Origin of the sequence: Methanothermococcus thermolithotrophicus DSM 2095 (genome assembly GCF_000376965.1) — an archaeon.
Classification (GTDB): domain Archaea; phylum AGJL01; class Methanococci; order Methanococcales; family Methanococcaceae; genus Methanothermococcus; species Methanothermococcus thermolithotrophicus.
The window spans coordinates 36,851-57,194 of sequence record NZ_AQXV01000053.1 but is presented as its reverse complement, the minus strand read 5'-3'; the positions used below and the strand labels follow the sequence as shown (position 1 = coordinate 57,194).

Genomic DNA, 20,344 nt, shown 5'->3' with positions numbered 1-20,344 from the left:
ATTATTTACCATAAAAGTGTACAAACCCTAATATAGTTTAATTTATTATAGTATTATCATAAGTATATATTATAAATAGTTAAAATGGGGGATTAGTATGATTGCAGTAGTAGGGGGCGGACCTGCCGGTAGATTTTGCGCCATGGAACTGGTTAAAAGAGGTTTTGAGGTAGAAGTTTATGAAAAGGATAAAATAGGTGGCACCTGTTTAAACTATGGTTGCACATACCTACTAGCTTTAAGGGAAGTTGCCGATGTTATTGAGAATATTAATTCAATAAAGGGCTCTAAAACGGTTTTAGAAGATATAATATCATTTAAAGAACTACAAGAAAAGATTTCATCGATCCACAATAAAATAAGAAATGTGCTAACAAATGAGATGATTGAAAAAGGAATCAAAATTCATTTTAAAGAGTTTAGTGACGCAGATTTGCAGAATAACGACTACAGTCATGTAGTTTATGCAACAGGGCGAAACTATCCAACAGAATATGAAGGTATAAAATGTTTAACCCATAATGATATACCTAATTTAAAAGAGCTCCCTGAAAAGATTTTAATAATTGGGGGAGGCGTTGTCGCGGCAGAGCTTGCATCCATATTTTCAACCTTTGGAAGCGATGTAACTGTTTATGTCCGCTCAAAATTCTTAAAAATGATAGAAGACCCGGATGTAAGAAATTATATTAACAAAATAATAAACTTCAAAATCACAAACGATAAGGACGTTTTAAACGAGTTATTACATGATGACGAATATACAAAAATTCTTGCAATAGGAGGGGCTCCCAAATACAATAACAACGATGTTGATGAATATCTAAGATTAAAGAACGATAGCAACAATATTAAAAAATACGTCTGTGGCGATGCTGTCAAAGGGGGATTTACCCCAATAGCTCGAAGAGAGGGAAAAGTCGTTGCGGAAAATATATATAGGGAGTTGAATAATAAACCATTAATAAAAATGAACTATAATTTAATACCCTACTCTATAAGAATGTCATTAAACATATCAGCAGTAGGAAAGCAGACCAACGATCACAAAACAATACCGAACAGTGCTGGAAAGGGAACATACTATAGGGTACTAAACCACGTAGGTATTAATAGGATATACTATGAAAACGGAAAGGTTGTTGGCTGTGTGACTATGACTCCAGCAACAGAAACTGTATCGTACTTTGCACAGTATTTAAAAGGAATAGATGTTTATAAAGATTTTGTAGAAATACATCCATCTACAGATCCATTCTACAAATTACTACTTTAACTTTTTATTTGCCACCTCTTGACGATTTATCCTAACTTGGAGATAAAAAATGATAGATTTCGAAATATTCAAAACAGTAGGACTTGGGATTGTTGAAAATTATGGTATCTTGGGAATTTTTTTAATCGGATTCTCAGAACCTATATTTCAACCAGTTCCTACTGAAATATTTATAGTTGGAGGCGTAGCATTAGGGCTGGACTGGAAATCTGTTTTAATAGTTTCCACATTTGGCACCACTTTTGGTTCAATAGTTACATACTATCTTGCTTCAAAATATGGTGAAAAATTAGCTTTAAAATTATTTAATTCAGAAGATATGGAAAAAGGGGAAAAATTTTTGCAGAAATACGGCATAATTGGGGTTATAGTAATCAGTTTTACACCATTGCCCTTTGAAATTATATGTTGGATTTGCGGAATATTCGAAATGCCGTTTAAAAGGTATGTGACGGCGGTATTCTTAAGTAGGCTAATAAAACATGGGCTGTTCGTACTACCCTTTGTAGCTCTTACATAACCTAGTATTTACGATATTTTTAAATATGGTTTAATTATATATGGCTATATTACGGTCATCATTATACATTAGTTATTAATATTCCGGTGATTATTACTATGTGTTTAGCCATACCTTGTAAAGTAATAGATATATTTGAAGAAAATGGAGAGAAATACGCACTTGCAGAATATAAAGGCGTAAAACAAAAAGCAAAACTTGCATTACTTGAGGATGTAAAAATAGGTGACTATATACTTATCCACACAGGGTATGCTTTAGAGGTCCTAAGTGAAGAGGATGCAAAACTAAGTTTAGATACTTGGGAAGAACTATTTGAAGCCCTTGATGAGATGGATAACGAATCAGAAAGAGAATCCAAAAGTAATTAAATTTATTAAAAATTTTAAAAAAATAATAAAGATAATACTATCTTTTTTTAACAAAGCAAAAATATTATGGTCCAAAAGAACCTATTTTTAACACATTATTCTTTAACGGTTATCGCATCTGTTGGACATACATCTACACATACCATACAAAATGTACAGTCATCTTCTTTTGCTACAACTACTTTATCCCCTTGGATTTCAAATACTTCCATAGGACATGCGTTTACACATTCAGCACATTCTGGACCTTTACATTTATCGTAATCTATTGTTACACTCATTCTATCCACCTCTTTTAGGTTTACCTGTGTATCTATCTAATATGTGCTATTAATATTTTTCTATTCTTGTTTCATGGATTCTAAAATCTACTCATGTTTGGATTGTTCAATATCCTCTCTATGTTCCATAATTCATTGAGAACATTTGAATTAATGTTGGCCCTTAAAAGTGGTACTCTGAAACCAACCCCAATGTGTGAAAATGAGGTCTTATTTCCTTCGATTGTTGGAATTAATCCCTTTTCAAGGAGATAACTAATATAATGATACATTTCGGTAAGGGTGCCCATGTTGTACGGATTTATTTTTGAAAAATCTGCTTCTTCGTTGATACCATCTGTGCAGAGCATCCCATCAAATTCAACTATTTCATAGCTTTCCAGATAATCCAACTCAGAAACTCTATCATTATATTCCACAATGGCAGCTCCCGTTAGTATGTCTATATCTTCCTCATCAGCGATATTGTTTAAAATAGATTTAAATTCATCCATCTCATTAAAAACATTTTTACAGACGTATTCTCCATTAAAGTTCATAACATCGTATTTTTTGGATAGTTCATTTAAAATCCTATTATATATAAATGCCATTTCCCCTATGGACTCCACCATTGGGATAGCTATTAACTTATTTTCTTTATCTGTCAAAACTGAACAGCCTAAAATAGGAATTTCCGTTGATAGCACCCCACCAATGTGTTTAAACAATGGTATATCCATGCTGTTTGCCGCAGCTCTTGCAATGCTTAAAGAAACCCCCATTGTTATCTTTGGACTATCAACTGAGGTATCGCATATAAGCGAGTCTATAAAGTCTTGATCATGGGCAGGATATCCGACTAATTCCGGTGCTACTACATTTTCTACATCTGAAACTACATAATCAGGATTTTCTACATCAATCACATCATAACCTATCCCTGTTGTAGTAAATGTTGTGATTTTTACTTGGATTTTAGAGTTTTTAAAAACTTTTTTTGCACTTATTCTTTCAATAGTGGTAGTATTTTCCACAAGAATCCCCTTGAAAGTTGAAATCATCACATATTATTTAAAATTATTACAAAAATAAATATAACTTAAATTATTCGTTTTTCTTTGAAGGCCTTTTAACTTTCAGTGGAATTATATTATTTTCAAATTCCTCTCTTGCAATTTCCAATGAAGATCCTTTTCTAGATTCAATTACTAAGGGAGCTCCATTTGAAATCTGTAGTGACCGTGCGCCTAAAATTCTTGCACATTCGAATTTTGTGTATTTCATAAAATCACCATCTTAATTTAAGTTTAGTTACTTATGAGATATATGAAATATAAATGGTGGGGCCACCGAGATTCGAACTCGGGTCGCACGCCCCCCAGACGCACAGGATGGTCCAGGCTACCCCATGGCCCCTATTAATCTATTAAACAAAGATGTACTTGTTAAACTCCAAATATGGGATCTTAAGCCCTACAGACGTACATATTGACCACATATTTGTAAATAGTATAAGAATTAGGCGAAATCCAATGGATTTCGTTATTTTCCGTTCATTGATTTCCTGCTATTCTTCGTTTAGTCTATTTAAGTTTAGTTTATCAGTGATCATCTACTATTTTAATTAAATAAAATTAAATTATTTATAATTCATGATGTCTTCAAAGAGCTCTTTACCATCTTCCACTCTATGGGATATAAACATTCTCCTACAACAATATTTTTTAATTCCTAACTCATCTAAAATATCGTTGGGGTCATCTCCATTATTTAATTTGAAGATGTACTCGTCATAAACTTCAGAAATTACATTTCCGCAAGAAAAACACCTAACTGGAAATATCACTTTTACCACCTAAAATTAAATAAAAGTTAAACAAAAGCAAAGGCTTTTGCATGTTCCCTTTTCGGGAAAAAAGAAAAGCAATTATCTGTAGGATTTTTGTCTTTTTGCTCTCGGACCTTTTGTAGATCTACTTGGTTTGTGAGGTTCTGTCCTTCTTGCATCGCTAACAAGTAAGGTCCTGTCGTAAGCTACAAATTTCTCTTTTAATTCCATGTTTCCAGTAAACTCAACAATAGCTTTACCAATAGCAGTTCTTGCAGCTTCCATCTGACCTGCAATTCCACCGCCTTTAACAACAACATCAATATCAATGTTGTTTAAAGCATCTCCTGCCAATATAATAGGTTCCATTAATCTCATTTTAATGTATTTTGGTTCCATAATTTCTAAGGGTTTTTTGTTTATTCTAACCCTTCCATTACCTTCTTTTGCAACTGCCCTAGCAACTGCACTTTTTCTTTTACCAACGGTATGGATGATTTTCAATATACCACCTCAATTAAAATTTAGCTCCTAAATATTTACTGAGCTCTCCAATAGTTACAAATTTGTTCGTGTTTGGGTTGCTTGCAAAGTTAACATCTACAACTGTTCCCTCAGGAACTCCAACATTAACTTTAACTTTTTTGAATGCGTCTCTTCCTCTTGGTTTTTTGTAAGGGAGCATTCCTCTTATTATTCTTCTTACTATATCTTCAGGTCTTCTAGGGTATTTTGGACCCATTCTTCTAGGGTTTGTTATACTCTTTCTTGTTCTATTTTGCAAGTATTTTTTGAATATAAATTCTTTATTTCCTGTCATTATCGCCTTTTCAGCGTTTACTATAACAACTTCTTCCCCGCTTAATGCAAGTTTTGCAGCATAAGAAGCCAACCTTCCAACAACGGCATTTTCGGCATTTATAACAACCATAGTATACCTCCACTCGTGTTTTATCTGATTATGCCATAATTCTTACATTTGAACCTTTAGGATTTTCTTTAACTAATTCTTCAATTGTTAAGCACTTTCCACCTGCAGCTTCAACTGCCTTTTTAGCTGTTTCTGTGAATGCAAATGCTGCAATAGTCACCTTTTGTTTAAGTGATCCAGCACCTAAAACTTTACCTGGAACTATTACAACTTCTCCTTCTTTTGCATATCTGTTTATTTTACTCAAATTAACTTCAGCCCTCTTTCTTGCTGGCTTGGATAATCTTTTAGCAATTTCTTTCCAAATTTTTGCATCGTTTTTAAAAGCTGCTACTTTCAAATCTTGTACCAATTCGACAATTTGTGGATTGGTAGCCAATAATTTTCTCATAATTTCACCTTATGCCATTAAATCCCCATATTCAATCATTCGCTTAATTACAACTGATAATGTATAGATAATATAACCAATCTGTTTAGTACTTAATCTATAAAAATTATTGGTCTTTTAACTCATAACCTTCCAATTCATATAAAAAAATCTCTGCCTTGTTTTTTAATATTTCCACAGAGGATCTCAAAATATCTTCAGAGTCCATGTTTCCAAAAGATTCGACCAAAAACTCAACTTCATCTTCATCTGTTTGTTTATAAACAACATTACATGGCTGCCATTTGGCATGGATCTTTCCAATACCTACCAAAGCCTCACATTCCAACTCTACTTTTTGCCCTTCAGACAGCTTAACTATTGGAATGTTTTCAAATGCAACTTCACCAACTTCAGATTTTAAATCTGAAGAATAAACCGTACAAGGGCCCTCTTTAACAAGTGTGAAGGTTATTACTTCATCATTACTAACTGGTTTCCCCTTGATCGGAATTAAACCTAATCTATGGGCCAATACTTCATCGTACATTGAGGAAGTATTTTCATAAATATATACATTTTCAACTGCATAAGTAGGAACTTCAGATATCATGATCCTCCTTACTGCACTAGAAAAAGATAAGGGAGCTTTTAATTTAAACTTAAGTGATTCCCCTATCTTTGTTTTTTCTTTTTGAACATCATTAATCAAATAGATCACCAATTATCTATTCTTTCTTTTTGGTGTAGTTCCGTCATGAGGGATTGGTGTTGCATCTTCGATTCTTCCAATTCTAATTCCGGCCCTTGATAATGCCCTAATAGCAGCCTGTGCACCTGGACCAGGGTTTTTTGATTTTTGTCCACCTGCAGCCCTAACTTTTACGTGAACGTGATCTATACCTTTTTCTCTTATTAAGTCAGCTATTTTGAAAGCAGCCTGCATTGCTGCGTAAGGGGATGATTCATCTCTCTGGTTTCTTACAATCATACCACCGGAAATCTTAGCGATTGTTTCCGCCCCGGTTATGTCTGTAACGTGTATGATCGTGTTGTTGTATGATGCATAAATATGTACTACGCCCCATTTTTCACTCATCTAATCACCTTATTGATTTTCTTCTTCGCTAACGGCATTTGTTCTCTCAGGATGGTTTTCGGATGCTAGCGGGGAGTTTGGAACATATGATATAGTGTCTTCCTCACTTACTGGAACTAAGTAGCTTGGTGAAGTAACCCCTCTTCCGTTTACCGCTATATGTCCGTGTACGATGAATTGTCTAGCTTGTTTTGGTGTTTTTGCGAGACCTTTTTTGAATACAAGTGTTTGTAATCTTCTTTCCAATATGCATTCAACATCTAATGAGAGAACGTCATCTAATGTAGGGTCTTCTTTAGACAATATACCGTATCTTTTTAAAACATTGAATAACTGAACGGCTTCTTTTGCACCTTGTTTTGTGGTGTCGCTAATTAAGGTTCTAGCTTTACCTCTGTAGTTTCTTAATTTTGTTTCCATTTTCCAGAATTCTTTCTTGTTTACTAAGCCGTATTTCCTACATAATTCGTGTTCTCTTTTAATCCTATCTCCAATCCATGGATGGTTAGGAGTATCATACTTTTTACTTAATCTCCTTGGATCTCCCATGTTTTTCACCTTCTTTAATTTAATTTACTTTTTTAATTTATTTCCTCCTCTTAACACCAACTGTTGTACCGTGTCTGAATGAACCTCTTGTTCTTTGTCCTCTACATGGTAATCTCAATTCGTGTCTTATACCTCTGTAGCATCTTATCTTTTTCATTGTGGTTATATCCTCTTGGACAGCAAGCATCAAGTCTGTTTCAATTAAGTGTTTATCCACACCTGAATAAACATCTTTTCTTCTGTTAAACATCCATGATGGGATTCCATGTTTCGCAGGATCTAATAAAACATCCTCTATTTTTTTAACATCCTCATCAGATAAGTAACCTGCTTGTTGTTTTCCATCTAATCCGGTTACTCTTAATATGGCTTTAGCCATAGCCCTACCAATACCTGCTATATCTTGTAAAACATATTCTAATGGATATTGACCTTCAACATCGGTTTTTGAAATCCTAATTCTGTGTCTAAATTCTGTCTGAGTCAAGTTTGCACCTCCAGAGATAATCGTGTTTAGTGACTGAAATAATGAAATTAAAAAAAATAAGTGGCGCAGAGGGGGGGATTTGAACCCCCGCGGGGCAGTGCCCCATGGGATTTCCAGTCCCACGCCTTTCCAGGCTAGACTACCTCTGCTCGATCATAATGTCTAGACTAATAGTATGTTATTATTTCAGTCACTTTCTCGTGTTTTTTTACCAACCAATATCTTGGCAATTTCATTTATATATGTTTCGATTTGTGTATAACACATATATAAATTAAATATTCGTATTTCTGCCTCGTGTTTCATATCGGATGATTTTCAGTATAAATAACGATATTATAGTATATATCCTTTTCTATTTTATGATCACTTATTGATACATTAGTACTGTAAATACACTAATTATATACACCTGGTTGTTTGCGGATTTACGTAGTCATTCAGTAAATAAATTTTTGAAATAACAATAAATTATGCGTGAAAAATAAATAAAGTATGATTATACTTTTAATTTCATTGAAGATTGTGATCATCGAACGAAAGTTCGAGCTACAGAATTCAAAGATTTTATCTAATTTATAACGCAAAATAATATAAAAATTAAAACAAACCTTAATAAACGTACTTTCTCAAAATAAGATGGTTAAAAAATACCTATAAAATGAGGGTGAATTCGTGAAAAAAGCACTTATAATTATCTCAATATTTGCACTGATACTTGGTTTTGTATCGGTAACATTTGCCGATACCTACACTGGAGTGAACGCTTTCAACAGTAAAGCCATTATGACAATTATTATACTTATCATGGTAGCTGTCCTATTTCTTACAGATGCTTTGCCGCTACCAATAACTGCAATGCTTGCTCCAATTACACTTAGTTTTCCAGGTATTGACATACTAACAAGTGCAGATGCATTTAAAGAGTTTGGTAATAAATGGGTAGTTTTATTCATGGCCGCATTTATAATTGGCGAAGCAGTTTTTAAAACAGGGTTTGCCGATAAAGTAGGTAGGGCCACAGTTAAAGCGGCAAATGCCAGCCAGCTTAAATTAACAATTTTAATAATGATCACTATAGGTTTTATGTCTGCATTTTTGTCAAATACGGGGACCATTGCGGTTTTTATCCCCATAGTCATTGGTATCTGCGCATCTGCAAACATAAAACCAGGTAAAATTTTAATGCCAATGGCATTTGCTGCATCCTTGGGAGGTACTATGACCCTAGTTGGTACCCCTCCTAACGCGATTGTAAATAGTGCATTAGAAAGCGCAGGTTTGGAACCATTTGGTTTTTTTGAATTTGCCAAAATCGGTGCTATTTTATTTATTGCAGGTGTTCTTTACCATGCATTAATAGGTTACAGATTATTGCCAGATACCGACCCCATTACAAAATCATTTGAAAACAAGCGTTTAGAATACCGTACTGAAAAAATGTGGATTTCTGTTGCAATACTTGTGTTCGTTATATTAATGACAGCCACTAAGATGATACCGTTAGTAACTGCCTTTATGTTAGGTGCATGTTTAGCAGTATCTACCGGATGCATTACTATGAAGGAAGCATTTGATAGCATTTCTTGGACTACAATCTTTCTGTTTGCAGGAATGATTCCACTAGGTACTGCTATGAACACTACAGGAGCTGCAAAATTAATAGCCGATATAGTGGTCTCCCATGTTGGTAGTCCAATTGCCCTTTTAGCAGCTACCTTTATAATTACTGCAATAGTTACAAACTTCATGTCCAATACTGCAACCACAGTTCTAATGACCCCAATTGGAATTGCATTAGCCAATGGATTTGGTGTTAATCCAGAACCTATAGTTATAGGCATAGCCATGGCAGCTTCAGCCTGTTTCCTGACACCAATCGCCACACCACCTAATACCATAGTTTTAGAGTATGGAGGATACAAATTTATAGACTATCTAAAAGCGGGCTGGATACTACAAGTTATAGTTGCGATTTTGAGCATAACATTAATTCCAATAATTTGGCCATTTTAAAAAAGAAGCAATAAACAATGACTAAAAATAAAATATTAAAAAAGTAAAATGTAAAAATACTTCCTTACCTTCTTCTTCTATTATTGTTGTGGAAAGGTCTGTTTTTTCTTCTTTTATCTGTACGAACTTCCCTTATTTCATTATATTTTTCCTTATTCAATTCATCCTGGAATGAATATTTTAAGAGAGCGGCTAAAACTTTTTCAGCATCATCTACGTTCAGCATGTCCTGTGCAAGTTTAAGGTACTCGTTGTAGTCTCCCGATTCAATGATACTCTCAATTTCATTTTTTATTTTAGACTTTTTTGCATTTATTACGTCATCCACTTGAGGTAGTTGTCCTTTTCTAATATCTGCCTTTGCTATTTTTTTAATGTAACTGAGTTTTCTATATTCCCCAGGTTCTATGAAAGTTATGGCAGTTCCTTGATTTCCTGCTCTTCCAGTTCTTCCTATTCTATGTACATAGGATTCAGGATCTTGTGGTAATGCATAATTTATTACGTGAGTTAAATTATTCACATCTATGCCCCTAGCTGCAACATCGGTAGCCACAAGGATGTTAATTCTCTGCCCCTTAAATTTTTTTAATATTCTTTCTCTTTGATACTGGGATATGTCACCATGTAAAGCCTCTGAATTATAGCCTTTCTCTATAAGCTTGTTTGCAACATTCTCTACATCGAGTTTTGTTCTACAAAATATAATTCCGTAAAACTCTTTTTCAATGTTAATGATTCTACACAGTGCTTCAAACTTATCTAAAGGAGATACTTCAAAATAAAGCTGTTCTGTTAAATTTGTGGTGAGCTGTTCCTTTTTTACAGATACAAGTTCATACTTTCCCATGTACCTTTTGGCAAGGGCCAATATTCTTTTTGGCATTGTAGCAGAAAATAGAAGCATCCTTTTGTTTGGATTTGTATTTCTTAAAATTTCTTCAATATCATCTATAAAACCCATATTTAACATTTCATCTGCTTCATCTAAAACTGCATATGATATGTTTTCCAGTTTTAAAGTTCCTCTGCTAATGTGGTCCAATACCCTTCCAGGAGTCCCTACTACAATATGAGCTCCTCTTTTTAACATTCTAATTTGTTCTCCTATTGACTGGCCCCCATATATCGGCAATATATTTAATCTTTTATTACCTTTTAAAGAGTTTAACTCTTCTGAAACCTGAATAGCCAATTCCCTAGTTGGAGTAAGGATAATGGCCTGAACAGTTCTTGACGTATCATCTATATTTTCAATTAATGGTATTCCAAATGCTGCAGTCTTTCCAGTACCTGTCTGAGCCTGCCCTACAACATCCAGTTCCCTGTTTAGAAGAAGTGGGATAGTTTTTTCTTGAATCGGCGTAGGTTTTTTAAAACCTTTCTTCTCTAATGCATTTAATATATTTTCTGATAAACCAAGTGCTCTAAATTCACTCAATGTTTCCATACTTATTCCTCTTTTCTTTCAATTTTAACTATTTTTGGAGCATGTAATTCAAATTCATCAAGGTAATTCGTATATTTTTCCTATTCAACAAATATGCCTGTGTTACTACAACTCCAATCTTTAAAAGAGAGTTAAGGCCCTAAAAACACAATAACCTATCTATTTTACATAATACTTTTAAAATATGTATATTGCATAAAATAGCATTATTTCCTATATTTTAGCTTAGACTTTTAAAAACTTCCAAACTTAAAATAGGTACTGGAAGTTTCCATGCTAAAAAAGATGAGAGACATGTGGGATATTAATCTTAATCTCTCAAATAATTGATTTTGAAAATTCTGTTTCCATCCATATCAATTGGTGTTTTTAAACCCTTAACTTTCTCTTTTGTACTATGCTGGCATCACTTATATATCTTTCTAATATGTTGTACTACAGCTCACTATAAAAACATGTGAACCATGTAATTACCAGTTTAGTTTTTAGATAATTCTTCATCTAAAACTTTACCCAATCGTTTAATCCCTTCCACTATTTTTTCTTCAGGCATGTTTGAGTAGTTTAGACGGAGAGTATTTTCATGTCCCTCATTCGGGAAAAATGGGCCCCCGGGTACAAACGCCACATTCTTTTCAAGCGATTTTACCAGCAACTTCCTTGCATTGATGTGTTCAGGGAGCTCTACCCATATGAATAATCCACCTTCTGGATATGTGTATTTTACATCCTGTGGGAAATACCTTTCAATAGCTTCAATCATCAAATCACGGCGTTTTTTATAAACTTTTTTAAGTTTTTCAATGTGTAATTCTAGATCATAAGTTTCCATGAATGCGTTGAGCTCTCTCTGTGACATTGAATTACTTTGAAGGTCTGCAGCCTGTTTTACTAAAACATACTTTTCTAAAACACTTTTATCTGCACATACCCAACCTATTCTTAGGCCCGGGCAGAAAGTTTTCGAAAATGTTCCTAGAAATACAACCCTTCCTTCTTTATCAAATGATTTAATTGCAGGTGGTATTTCACCTTCGTACCTTAAATCCCCATATGGATTATCTTCTATTATTGGTAGATTGTATTTATTTGCCAATTCAATCAATTTCTTACGTCTATCTATCGACCAAGTTCTTCCAGAGGGATTTTGGAAATCAGGGATTACATAGATTAGTTTGGCATTTGGAGTATTTTCTAGTATTTTTTCAAGCTCTTCAATAATCATTCCATTATTGTCAGTGGGCACCTCTACAAACTTACATTGATACGCTTTAAATGCAGTGATCGCCCCTAAATAGCTGGGACTTTCGCATATAACAACGTCATCAGCGTCTAAAAATATTTTTCCACTAAAATCAAGTCCTTGCTGAGAACCGCTTGTAATCAATATATTATCAGCTGTTACATCTACCCCAAATTTACTCATCCTTTTTGCAATTTTTTCCCTCAGGGGCAAAAATCCCCTTGTAGGACAGTACTGCAGAGCTCCATGACCATCTTCATCTAAAACTTTAACTGAAATTTTTTTCATTTCATCTATTGGAAAGAGCTCAGGAGCTGGCAGTCCCCCTGCAAAAGATATAATTTCTGGGTTGGATGTTAATTCCAATATTTCACGAATTTCTGAAGTTCTAACTTCATTCATGCGGACTGCATATCTCAAAGTCATTTAAACACCTTTTTGCAATTTGAATGTATAATGGAATAATATATCCAGCTATTTTTACACATGTGGTGTGTTAATTAATCAAATATACTTAAATATTAAATTTTTTAATTAATATATACTATTAGCTATTGGTATCTTTTAGTGTCTTAAATTGTAGTCAAGACAATCACAACCGAAAAGTTTATATATTAGAAGAATAATCTTTATTGTGAATCTTACGAACAGATGATGAATCACGTAAAATAAGTCAGAAGTTGGTTAAGTGCCAGGGTAGTCTAGTCCGGCGAGGCAGCGGACTGCAGATCCGCTTTAGGAGGGTTCAAATCCCTTCCCTGGCTCTTTTTTTATTTTAGTAATAATCTATATATTTAAATTAATAATATTAATTTTAGTCATAGTGCAAATATATATAAAATACAATATATTAAATGCAAAAACAATAGTTTAATTTTGTTCGTTTAAAAAACATTTTAGATTTTATATTATTTATTATTTTAAGGAGGCGATTATTTGCATTGGGCTGATGGTATATCTGAAAAAATAGTGAATAAAAGAGAAACAGAAAAATACGTGGTTTCAAGCGGTATTACTCCATCAGGACACATCCACATAGGTAACGCAAGGGAAACACTAACTGCGGATGCCATATACAAAGGATTAGTTAGTAAAGGGGTTAATGCTGAACTTATTTTTGTTGCAGATACCTACGACCCACTTAGAAAGGTGTATCCATTTCTACCAGAGGAATATGAAAAATACATAGGAATGCCACTTAGTGAGATTCCATGTCCAGAGGGTTGCTGTGAAAGTTATGCAGAGCATTTTTTAAAGCCATTTTTGGACAGTTTGGAAGATTTGGGTATAAACTTAACAACCTACAGAGCAGACAAGTGCTATAAAGATGGATTATATGATGAAAAAATAATTTTGGCACTTGAAAACAGGGACAAAATCAAGGAAATACTGGACAAATATAGAAAGGAACCATTACCTGAAAACTGGTACCCTTTGAATGTTATTTGTGAAGAATGTGGAAAACAGAGCTCCACAAAAGTTATAGAATACGACAGTGAAAATCAAACTGTAACCTATGAATGTTCATGTGGTTTCAAAAACACTGTAAAACCATTTAAAGGAAGGGCAAAACTACCGTGGAGAGTTGACTGGCCTGCTAGATGGAGCATATTCAATGTTGTTGCTGAACCTATGGGTAAAGACCATGCCGCTTCAGGTGGTTCATACGACACAGGATTAAAGATAGCTAGGGAAATTTACAACTACCGAGCTCCAGAAAAAATAGTTTATGAATGGATACAGTTGAAGATTGGGGATAAGGCAGTTCCAATGTCATCTTCATCAGGTGTGGTATTTGCAGTTAAAGACTGGATGAAAGTATGCCATCCAGAAGTATTGAGATTCTTACTATTGAGAAGTAAGCCTACAAAACATATAGACTTTGATTTAAAGGCTATTTCAAACTTGGTGGATGACTACGACGAACTTGAAAGAAATTACTTTGCATTAAAAGATAAAGCGGAAAAAGAAGAATTAAATGAAAATGAAAAGGATAAAATTAGGCTTTACGAACTTATAACACCTAATATACCTGAGAAGTTACCTTTGCAGGTGCCTTATAGATTCTGTTCAATAATAGCCCAGATAGCCTACGATATGGAATCAAAAGAAATTAACATGGAAAGAGTAATGGATATACTCAGAAGAAACAATTACGATTTAGAATCAGTTGATGAATACGACCTAGAAAGATTAAAAACAAGGCTTTCAATGTCTAGAAACTGGGCTTTAACCTATGGAGAAAAGTTGGAAATAATAGACATAAATAAGGCAAAGGAAATATACGAAGAACTAAATGAAAAACAGAAGGAATGGATTAAAACATTTGGCGAAAAATTAAAGGATGTTGAATTCGATGCAATAACTCTCCATGAACTGATATACAACAGTGCAAAGGATTTGGAATTAAATCCAAAAGAAGCATTCCAAGCATCCTACAAGATAATACTTGGAAAAAAATACGGCCCTAAATTAGGAAGTTTCCTTGCTTCATTAAACAAAGACTTTGTTGTAGATAGGTATTGTCTTTCTAGATAACTAACTTACAAATATTTATTTACATTTTATTACTTTTTTATAATCTTGCGGGAATTTTATATACTATTGTGGTATACTTTTTTTATCAATGAGTTAAGGTCTAATTTTAATATAATATGTTAAAAACACCATTTTTCCATATGGGTGATTAAATGATCGAAGTTGTAGCCTATCAGGAGTTTAAAGGAAACGATAAAGAAATCATAAACTCCGAATTTGAAAAACTAATTGAAGAATTAAAAACCAATTACAATGCTGAACTATTATCCCTGGATGAAGAAGAGGGTGAACTATACACAAAAGTCGGAGAATTAAAGGTAAAATTCGATTCTTTTTTAGATTATATCAAGTTTTGTTTAAAATATGGCGTAGATTTAGACGTTGTTGAGCCTTCAAAACTAAAAATAAGCTCAAAAGAGTTTGGAGAAGCTATAGCACATATTATAGATTTTTTCCGAATATTTTGCAATAAATACGGAGTTATGTTTAATGTATATGTACGTGAGGAAAAAGAGTTCGAGCTCGATAAATACAAAGAAGGAATATATGATGAAGATGATATATTTGCTTTTCAGGATGAAGACAGTCTTTTAAGGATAAAGGCTGTTTTTGAAGGGGAAGGGAAATCAGAAGAGGATATTGTCAAAAAAATACTGATGTCATTAAATGAAGAAATGTTAGTTAATAAAATAATAACAAAAGAAATTGATGATAGCAAAGAAGGATTTCATGGATTGATTGCAGTTGAAATATTCTGCAAACCTTTCGATGTTGTAGAATTGGCGTACAAGTTCTTACCTGTAACAATTTCAATTGAAAATAAAGATATCGAAATTGACGCTTTGGAATTGCAGGACATAGGAAATGATTTAGGAGGTGCAGTTTTCGAACTATCCCATGCTGCAGCTACCATGAAGAAAAAATAAATTTTAAAATGATTAGAATAATCTATTTATTTTAAAGTTCCATCTATAACTTACCATATTTTTTTATAGACATAAAGTATATTATAAATCAATCCATTACATGACACTATTGATCATAATATTTTGTAGGTACGATACATTCTATAATACGATATATTCATCCATATATTATATAATCATCATAAAGTCATACACTCATTAATTTAAGATACTATATATTTCATATTCAGATTAAGGTGATAATATGCATCCAGCAATAAAATATATGAGAGAGGATAGACTCCCACACATATTCTGTGCAGGTTGTGGAAACGGTATTGTTTTAAACTGTTTTGTAAATGCAATTGAAAAATTAGACATAAAGCCTGAAGATTATATTGCATTATCCGGAATTGGCTGTTCTTCAAGAGTTCCTGGGTACTTGTACTGTGATTCAATCCACACCACACATGGAAGACCAATAGCCTTTGCAACAGGCATTAAGGTATCAAGACCTGACAAAAAAGTTGTAGTATTTACTGGAGACGGTGATTTAGCAGCCATTGGTGGAAACCATTTCATACACGGATGTAGAAGAAACATAGATATTACTGTCATCTGTATAAACAACAACATATATGGAATGACCGGAGGTCAGTGCTCCCCAACAACACCACATGATGAAAAAGCCACAACTGCACCGTATGGAAACCCTGAAAATAATATGGATTTATGTAAACTTGCAGAAGCTGCAGGAGCTACCTATGTTGCAAGATGGACAACTGCCCATCCGATCCAACTTGTAAATGCAATAAAAAAAGGTATGGAAAAGAAAGGATTCTCATTTATTGAAGTAGTATCTCAATGTCCAACATACTATGGGAGATTTAATGTTTCAAGAAAACCTGCCGACATGATTAAATTCTTAAAGGAAAACTCAGTTAACATTAAAAAGGCCGAAACATTATCCAATGAAGAATTAAATGGTAAAGTAGTAGTTGGCGAGTTTTTAAACATTGAAAAACCAGAGTACATTGAACAGTTGAAAGAATTATTACATTAATTGCAGTAAAACCTATATGGAGATGTAACTGAAAATAAAATATCATCATTAAAGGTGAATAAAATGAGAAAAGAAGTGAGATTTTCCGGTTTCGGTGGCCAGGGAATTATACTTTCAGGAGTTATCCTTGGTAGGGCAGCTTCCCTTTACGATAAAAAAGAATCCGTTCAAACACAATCTTACGGTCCTGAAGCAAGAGGGGGAGCAAGTAAATCTGAAGTGGTAATTTCAGACGAGGAAATAGACTTCCCTAAAGTTATAGTACCAGATGTTTTAGTATGTATGTCACAACCAGCATTTGATAAATACGGTATGGATATTAAAGAAGGAGGATGTGTTTTAGTCGATAAAGACCTTGTAACCATTCCTGAAAACTACGACAACGGAAGCTTCAAAGTTTATCAAGTCCCATTTACAGAAATTGCAAACAAAGAAGTAGGATTAGGGATAGTTGCAAATATTGTTATGCTCGGAGCATTAACAAAAATAACCAAACTTGTTTCAAAAGAATCCATGGAAAAAGCCATACTTGATAGCGTACCTAAAGGAACCGAAGAAAAGAACATCAAAGCGTTTGAAAAAGGATACGATTATTTCTAGATTATAATATAGGGCAAAACCTTTTAGAAAAAGGTTTTGATTCCAAAATCTGATACCTACTCAACTTCGTTGAGTAGATATATTTTAGTCCGTTTATGTCAGAGGTAGTATTAATTGTTATGCACCGGACTATATAAGAATAAATCATTTCATTTCAAAAATCAAAAAATCTACTTTTTTGACTATATGGTATCTACCATATATATTCATTAAATTTTTATAACTAAAGACCTAATTATTCTACAATATTTAACAATATTGATGTGGATAACTCAATTTTCACAACTTATCATTAAAACAATATGAAATAATTATTACGGGTGTAACGATGATAGATAACTGCAAAATATGTGGTGGATCTGGAAAAAAAATTATTAATTATAAAACATGTCCGGAATGTGATGGGACCGGATTTTTAGAGGAATTTAACACTAAAGAACATTTTAAAAGGGCTTCTAAAAACACAAAATATGATTTGGATATTGCAGAAGTGCCTTGTAGTAACTGTAATGGTTCTGGAAAAGTGCCAATATATGGAGATTGTGACTACTGCGGTGGAAGCGGTAAAGTAGTCAAATGTGATAATTGTGGAAAAGAAATTGGAAGGTATCCACAAGATAAAGACAAAAAACTCTGTGAAAAATGTAAAAAGGAAGAAGAATCACGTAGAAGTAATTTAAAAACAGTATATGTTATAGACGAATTATGTGGGATGGGAGATTTAGAGGAAGGTAAATTCTACAAAGGTAAAGTTTCAAGGATTGAAAAGTACGGGATATTCATATCATTAAACAACCAGACAAGGGGGTTGTTAAGGGCAAGAGAAATGGTTGGAAAAAGGCTAAACGATTTCAAATTAGGGGACGAGGTAATAGTCCAAGTTTCTGAACTTAAACTTGGAAAAAGAGAAGTTGATTTTAGATACCTGCCAATTACAGACTATCAAATTGAAAAACTTGAGAAAGAAGTTCAATTAACCACCCTAAGAGAAATAATAGATAAAGGAATACTTGAAATGAAGGATAAAGTTGTCCATATCCAAGGTGAGATAGTTCAAGTTGTCCAGACTCCAGGTCCTACAGTATTTACAGTAACTGATGGAACCGATGTAACCTGGGTAGCTGCATTTGAAATGGCTGGTTTAAGAGCTCACCCTGAAATTAAAGTAGGAGATATTGTAGATGTTGTAGGTTCTGTTTCAGTAAGGGATGGAAAACTCCAAATTGAAAGAATTAAAATGGCAAAACTTGAAGGAGAAGAAGCAGAACGTGTAAAAAATAAAATCGAACAGGAAATAGATAGAAAAGCAGAACCTGCAAGGGACATTGAATTCCTTGTTGAAAGTGAGGTTCTAGAAAAATTAAGGCCAAAAATGGCAGATGTTGCAAAAAGAATAAGAAGAGCAGTATTGGATGGAAGACCTATAATAATAAGACATCATGCTGACACCGATGGCTACTGTGGAGGGTTGGCATTAGAAAGGGCCATATTACCGATACTTGAGGAGTTCTCAATAGATACAGATGCTCAATGGCATTACTTCAGAAGAAGTCCTTCAAAAGCTCCATTCTATGAACTGGAAGATGCCACTAAGGATTTGGTATTTTCGATAGAAGATTACCTTAGATTTGGTCAAAAGATGCCTTTAATTGTACTGGTGGATAACGGAAGTACTGATGAAGATATTCCTGCAATATCAAAAGTTAAGGCATACGATATAGAAGTTGTTGTAGTTGACCATCACTATCCTGGTGAGGTAATAGATGGTAGGGTTGAAATAGACGATTATATAGATGCCCACGTGAACCCATACCTTGTAGGTGGAGATAGCAACTTGACCGCAGGGGTTCTAGCAACTGAAGTAGCTAGAATGATAAACAAAGATGTCACCGAAGAAATAAAGCATTTACCTGGTATTGCCGTAGTTGGTGACCATGCAAAAGGAGATGAAGTTGAAAGTTATATTAAAATAGCATTGGATAAGTTAACAAAGTGCAGTAAAAAATACGATATTGGAAAAGAATACACAAGAGAAGATTTAGAAAAAATAGCACTTTGTATGGACTTTGAAGCATTCTACCTAAGATTTATGAATGGAAAGGGTATTGTGGATGATATATTAGGAAAAGATGAAGAATCATTTAAAAGACATAGAAAGTTGGTAGATATACTGTATGAACAAGCCATGAAGATGGTTGATAGACAGATGAAGGCTGTTATTCCAGCAATAAAAACTGAAGAGCTCGAAAATGGAATAATCCTAAACATACTGGATGTTGAAAAATATGCCCATAAATTCACATTCCCTGCACCAGGTAAAACCTGCGGTTTTGCCCATGATTCAATAGTTCAGAAGTATGGTGAGGAAAAACCTATAATTACAATAGCTTATGGACCTGATTTCGGTGTGGTCAGAGCTACCGATGCCGTTAGCGAGAAATTCAACTTTAACTTAAACCATATTGTAACGCAGCTCATAGAGGAAATTCCTGAAGCTTCCTTAGATGGTGGGGGACACGAATGTGCAGGAAGCCTGAAATTTGTTGAAGGGCTTAGGGGAAAGGTATTGGATAGGTTCTTGGAAATTATAAAGTCCATGAAATAATTCAAAATAAAACCTTTTTCAGTTTCTCGACAAAAATCTTCGAATTTGTGAGTCTCAACGATCCACCGCAACACAGTTGCGAGGAAGTTGAATAATCTATGATTATTCAACTAAATCAAAGATTTTCGTGAGTTAGTAGGTCCTTCGGATTTACTTCGACAGCAAATCCTTCGGAATTTGTCTCGATAGCCAATATGTGATACATTCTCCTTAGTTAAATCTAACTTTTT

Annotated in this window: 22 protein-coding genes and 3 tRNA genes; 10 read left to right on the top strand and 15 right to left on the bottom strand. The window is 33.8% G+C overall.

Going from position 1 to position 20,344, the window contains the following annotated elements; all coding sequences use genetic code 11:
• The first annotated feature begins 97 nt into the window (after positions 1–97).
• The 3 genes from F555_RS0106735 to F555_RS0106725 all read left to right on the top strand — a co-directional run bounded on the left by F555_RS0106735 (position 98) and on the right by F555_RS0106725 (position 2,167).
• On the top strand, positions 98–1,276 hold the full coding sequence (locus tag F555_RS0106735; RefSeq protein ID WP_018154458.1) for an FAD-dependent oxidoreductase: 1,179 nt from the start codon (positions 98–100) through the stop codon (positions 1,274–1,276).
• A 49-nt stretch (positions 1,277–1,325) separates the two neighbouring features.
• A complete protein-coding gene (locus F555_RS0106730) occupies positions 1,326–1,796 on the top strand; it encodes a YqaA family protein (protein ID WP_018154457.1) in 471 nt (156 codons plus the stop codon).
• 98 nt (positions 1,797–1,894) lie between these two features.
• Positions 1,895–2,167, top strand: a complete 273-nt coding sequence (locus F555_RS0106725) for a HypC/HybG/HupF family hydrogenase formation chaperone (RefSeq protein ID WP_018154456.1) — start codon at positions 1,895–1,897, stop codon at positions 2,165–2,167.
• 95 nt (positions 2,168–2,262) lie between these two features.
• Here the strand turns inward: F555_RS0106725 and F555_RS0106720 are convergent, their stop codons facing one another.
• The 13 genes from F555_RS0106720 to F555_RS0106660 form a co-directional block, all read right to left on the bottom strand.
• On the bottom strand, positions 2,263–2,448 hold the full coding sequence (locus F555_RS0106720; protein WP_018154455.1) for a 4Fe-4S dicluster domain-containing protein: 186 nt from the start codon (positions 2,446–2,448) through the stop codon (positions 2,263–2,265).
• Between the two features lie 80 nt (positions 2,449–2,528).
• A complete protein-coding gene (locus F555_RS0106715) occupies positions 2,529–3,464 on the bottom strand; it encodes a phosphopyruvate hydratase family protein (RefSeq protein ID WP_018154454.1) in 936 nt (311 codons plus the stop codon).
• A 70-nt stretch (positions 3,465–3,534) separates the two neighbouring features.
• Positions 3,535–3,714 (bottom strand): DNA-directed RNA polymerase subunit K, encoded by a 180-nt coding sequence (locus tag F555_RS0106710; RefSeq protein WP_018154453.1) that lies wholly within the window; start codon positions 3,712–3,714, stop codon positions 3,535–3,537.
• Between the two features lie 54 nt (positions 3,715–3,768).
• Positions 3,769–3,846, bottom strand: a tRNA-Pro gene (locus F555_RS0106705).
• Between the two features lie 223 nt (positions 3,847–4,069).
• The gene (locus F555_RS0106700) at positions 4,070–4,276 is read right to left on the bottom strand and encodes a DNA-directed RNA polymerase subunit N (RefSeq protein ID WP_018154452.1); all 207 of its coding nucleotides are present in this window, start codon (positions 4,274–4,276) and stop codon (positions 4,070–4,072) included.
• Between the two features lie 81 nt (positions 4,277–4,357).
• A complete protein-coding gene (locus tag F555_RS0106695; RefSeq protein WP_018154451.1) occupies positions 4,358–4,762 on the bottom strand; it encodes a 30S ribosomal protein S9 in 405 nt (134 codons plus the stop codon).
• 13 nt (positions 4,763–4,775) lie between these two features.
• Complete coding sequence (locus F555_RS0106690) at positions 4,776–5,189, bottom strand: 50S ribosomal protein L13 (RefSeq protein WP_018154450.1); 414 nt, start codon at positions 5,187–5,189, stop codon at positions 4,776–4,778.
• Between the two features lie 28 nt (positions 5,190–5,217).
• Positions 5,218–5,580 (bottom strand): 50S ribosomal protein L18e, encoded by a 363-nt coding sequence (locus tag F555_RS0106685; protein WP_018154449.1) that lies wholly within the window; start codon positions 5,578–5,580, stop codon positions 5,218–5,220.
• A gap of 106 nt (positions 5,581–5,686) precedes the next feature.
• Positions 5,687–6,271, bottom strand: a complete 585-nt coding sequence (locus F555_RS0106680) for a DNA-directed RNA polymerase subunit D (protein WP_018154448.1) — start codon at positions 6,269–6,271, stop codon at positions 5,687–5,689.
• Between the two features lie 12 nt (positions 6,272–6,283).
• Entirely contained in the window at positions 6,284–6,658 is a 375-nt protein-coding gene (locus F555_RS0106675; protein WP_018154447.1) for a 30S ribosomal protein S11, read from the bottom strand.
• A gap of 9 nt (positions 6,659–6,667) precedes the next feature.
• A complete protein-coding gene (locus F555_RS0106670; protein WP_018154446.1) occupies positions 6,668–7,207 on the bottom strand; it encodes a 30S ribosomal protein S4 in 540 nt (179 codons plus the stop codon).
• A gap of 37 nt (positions 7,208–7,244) precedes the next feature.
• Positions 7,245–7,694, bottom strand: coding sequence for a 30S ribosomal protein S13 (locus tag F555_RS0106665; protein ID WP_018154445.1), 450 nt, complete (start codon positions 7,692–7,694; stop codon positions 7,245–7,247).
• A gap of 61 nt (positions 7,695–7,755) precedes the next feature.
• Positions 7,756–7,843, bottom strand: a tRNA-Ser gene (locus F555_RS0106660).
• Between the two features lie 526 nt (positions 7,844–8,369).
• Here F555_RS0106660 and F555_RS0106655 point away from each other — a divergent pair.
• A complete protein-coding gene (locus F555_RS0106655) occupies positions 8,370–9,710 on the top strand; it encodes an SLC13 family permease (RefSeq protein ID WP_018154444.1) in 1,341 nt (446 codons plus the stop codon).
• 64 nt (positions 9,711–9,774) lie between these two features.
• Here the strand turns inward: F555_RS0106655 and F555_RS0106650 are convergent, their stop codons facing one another.
• Positions 9,775–11,160: a DEAD/DEAH box helicase gene (locus tag F555_RS0106650; RefSeq protein ID WP_018154443.1), complete on the bottom strand. Its 1,386-nt coding sequence runs from the start codon at positions 11,158–11,160 to the stop codon at positions 9,775–9,777.
• 478 nt (positions 11,161–11,638) lie between these two features.
• Positions 11,639–12,829, bottom strand: a complete 1,191-nt coding sequence (locus F555_RS0106645; RefSeq protein ID WP_018154442.1) for an aminotransferase-like domain-containing protein — start codon at positions 12,827–12,829, stop codon at positions 11,639–11,641.
• 264 nt (positions 12,830–13,093) lie between these two features.
• On the opposite strand from F555_RS0106645, the gene F555_RS0106640 reads away from it, so the two are divergent.
• The 6 genes from F555_RS0106640 to F555_RS0106615 all read left to right on the top strand — a co-directional run bounded on the left by F555_RS0106640 (position 13,094) and on the right by F555_RS0106615 (position 20,114).
• Positions 13,094–13,167 (top strand) — tRNA-Cys (locus F555_RS0106640).
• 172 nt (positions 13,168–13,339) lie between these two features.
• Entirely contained in the window at positions 13,340–14,941 is a 1,602-nt protein-coding gene (lysS, locus tag F555_RS0106635) for a lysine--tRNA ligase (RefSeq protein WP_018154441.1), read from the top strand.
• A 152-nt stretch (positions 14,942–15,093) separates the two neighbouring features.
• Positions 15,094–15,867 carry a hypothetical protein gene (locus F555_RS0106630; protein ID WP_018154440.1) on the top strand — a complete coding sequence of 258 codons (774 nt, stop codon included), beginning with the start codon at positions 15,094–15,096 and terminating at the stop codon, positions 15,865–15,867.
• 244 nt (positions 15,868–16,111) lie between these two features.
• A complete protein-coding gene (locus F555_RS0106625) occupies positions 16,112–16,909 on the top strand; it encodes a 2-oxoacid:ferredoxin oxidoreductase subunit beta (RefSeq protein WP_018154439.1) in 798 nt (265 codons plus the stop codon).
• Between the two features lie 63 nt (positions 16,910–16,972).
• Positions 16,973–17,509 carry a 2-oxoacid:ferredoxin oxidoreductase subunit gamma gene (locus F555_RS0106620; RefSeq protein ID WP_018154438.1) on the top strand — a complete coding sequence of 179 codons (537 nt, stop codon included), beginning with the start codon at positions 16,973–16,975 and terminating at the stop codon, positions 17,507–17,509.
• A 328-nt stretch (positions 17,510–17,837) separates the two neighbouring features.
• Entirely contained in the window at positions 17,838–20,114 is a 2,277-nt protein-coding gene (locus tag F555_RS0106615; RefSeq protein ID WP_018154437.1) for a DHH family phosphoesterase, read from the top strand.
• The last annotated feature ends 230 nt before the right edge of the window (positions 20,115–20,344 follow it).

What these genes read in the sequence shown, in the direction of transcription:
- F555_RS0106735 (WP_018154458.1), top strand. Translation starts at nt 98, where the DNA reads ATGATTGCAGTAGTAGGGGGCGGACCTGCCGGTAGATTTTGCGCCATG.
- F555_RS0106730 (WP_018154457.1), top strand. Translation starts at nt 1,326, where the DNA reads ATGATAGATTTCGAAATATTCAAAACAGTAGGACTTGGGATTGTTGAA.
- F555_RS0106725 (WP_018154456.1), top strand. Translation starts at nt 1,895, where the DNA reads ATGTGTTTAGCCATACCTTGTAAAGTAATAGATATATTTGAAGAAAAT.
- F555_RS0106720 (WP_018154455.1), bottom strand. Translation starts at nt 2,448, where the DNA reads ATGAGTGTAACAATAGATTACGATAAATGTAAAGGTCCAGAATGTGCT.
- F555_RS0106710 (WP_018154453.1), bottom strand. Translation starts at nt 3,714, where the DNA reads ATGAAATACACAAAATTCGAATGTGCAAGAATTTTAGGCGCACGGTCA.
- F555_RS0106690 (WP_018154450.1), bottom strand. Translation starts at nt 5,189, where the DNA reads ATGGTTGTTATAAATGCCGAAAATGCCGTTGTTGGAAGGTTGGCTTCT.
- F555_RS0106685 (WP_018154449.1), bottom strand. Translation starts at nt 5,580, where the DNA reads ATGAGAAAATTATTGGCTACCAATCCACAAATTGTCGAATTGGTACAA.
- F555_RS0106675 (WP_018154447.1), bottom strand. Translation starts at nt 6,658, where the DNA reads ATGAGTGAAAAATGGGGCGTAGTACATATTTATGCATCATACAACAAC.
- F555_RS0106670 (WP_018154446.1), bottom strand. Translation starts at nt 7,207, where the DNA reads ATGGGAGATCCAAGGAGATTAAGTAAAAAGTATGATACTCCTAACCAT.
- F555_RS0106650 (WP_018154443.1), bottom strand. Translation starts at nt 11,160, where the DNA reads ATGGAAACATTGAGTGAATTTAGAGCACTTGGTTTATCAGAAAATATA.
- F555_RS0106645 (WP_018154442.1), bottom strand. Translation starts at nt 12,829, where the DNA reads ATGACTTTGAGATATGCAGTCCGCATGAATGAAGTTAGAACTTCAGAA.
- F555_RS0106630 (WP_018154440.1), top strand. Translation starts at nt 15,094, where the DNA reads ATGATCGAAGTTGTAGCCTATCAGGAGTTTAAAGGAAACGATAAAGAA.
- F555_RS0106625 (WP_018154439.1), top strand. Translation starts at nt 16,112, where the DNA reads ATGCATCCAGCAATAAAATATATGAGAGAGGATAGACTCCCACACATA.
- F555_RS0106620 (WP_018154438.1), top strand. Translation starts at nt 16,973, where the DNA reads ATGAGAAAAGAAGTGAGATTTTCCGGTTTCGGTGGCCAGGGAATTATA.
- F555_RS0106615 (WP_018154437.1), top strand. Translation starts at nt 17,838, where the DNA reads ATGATAGATAACTGCAAAATATGTGGTGGATCTGGAAAAAAAATTATT.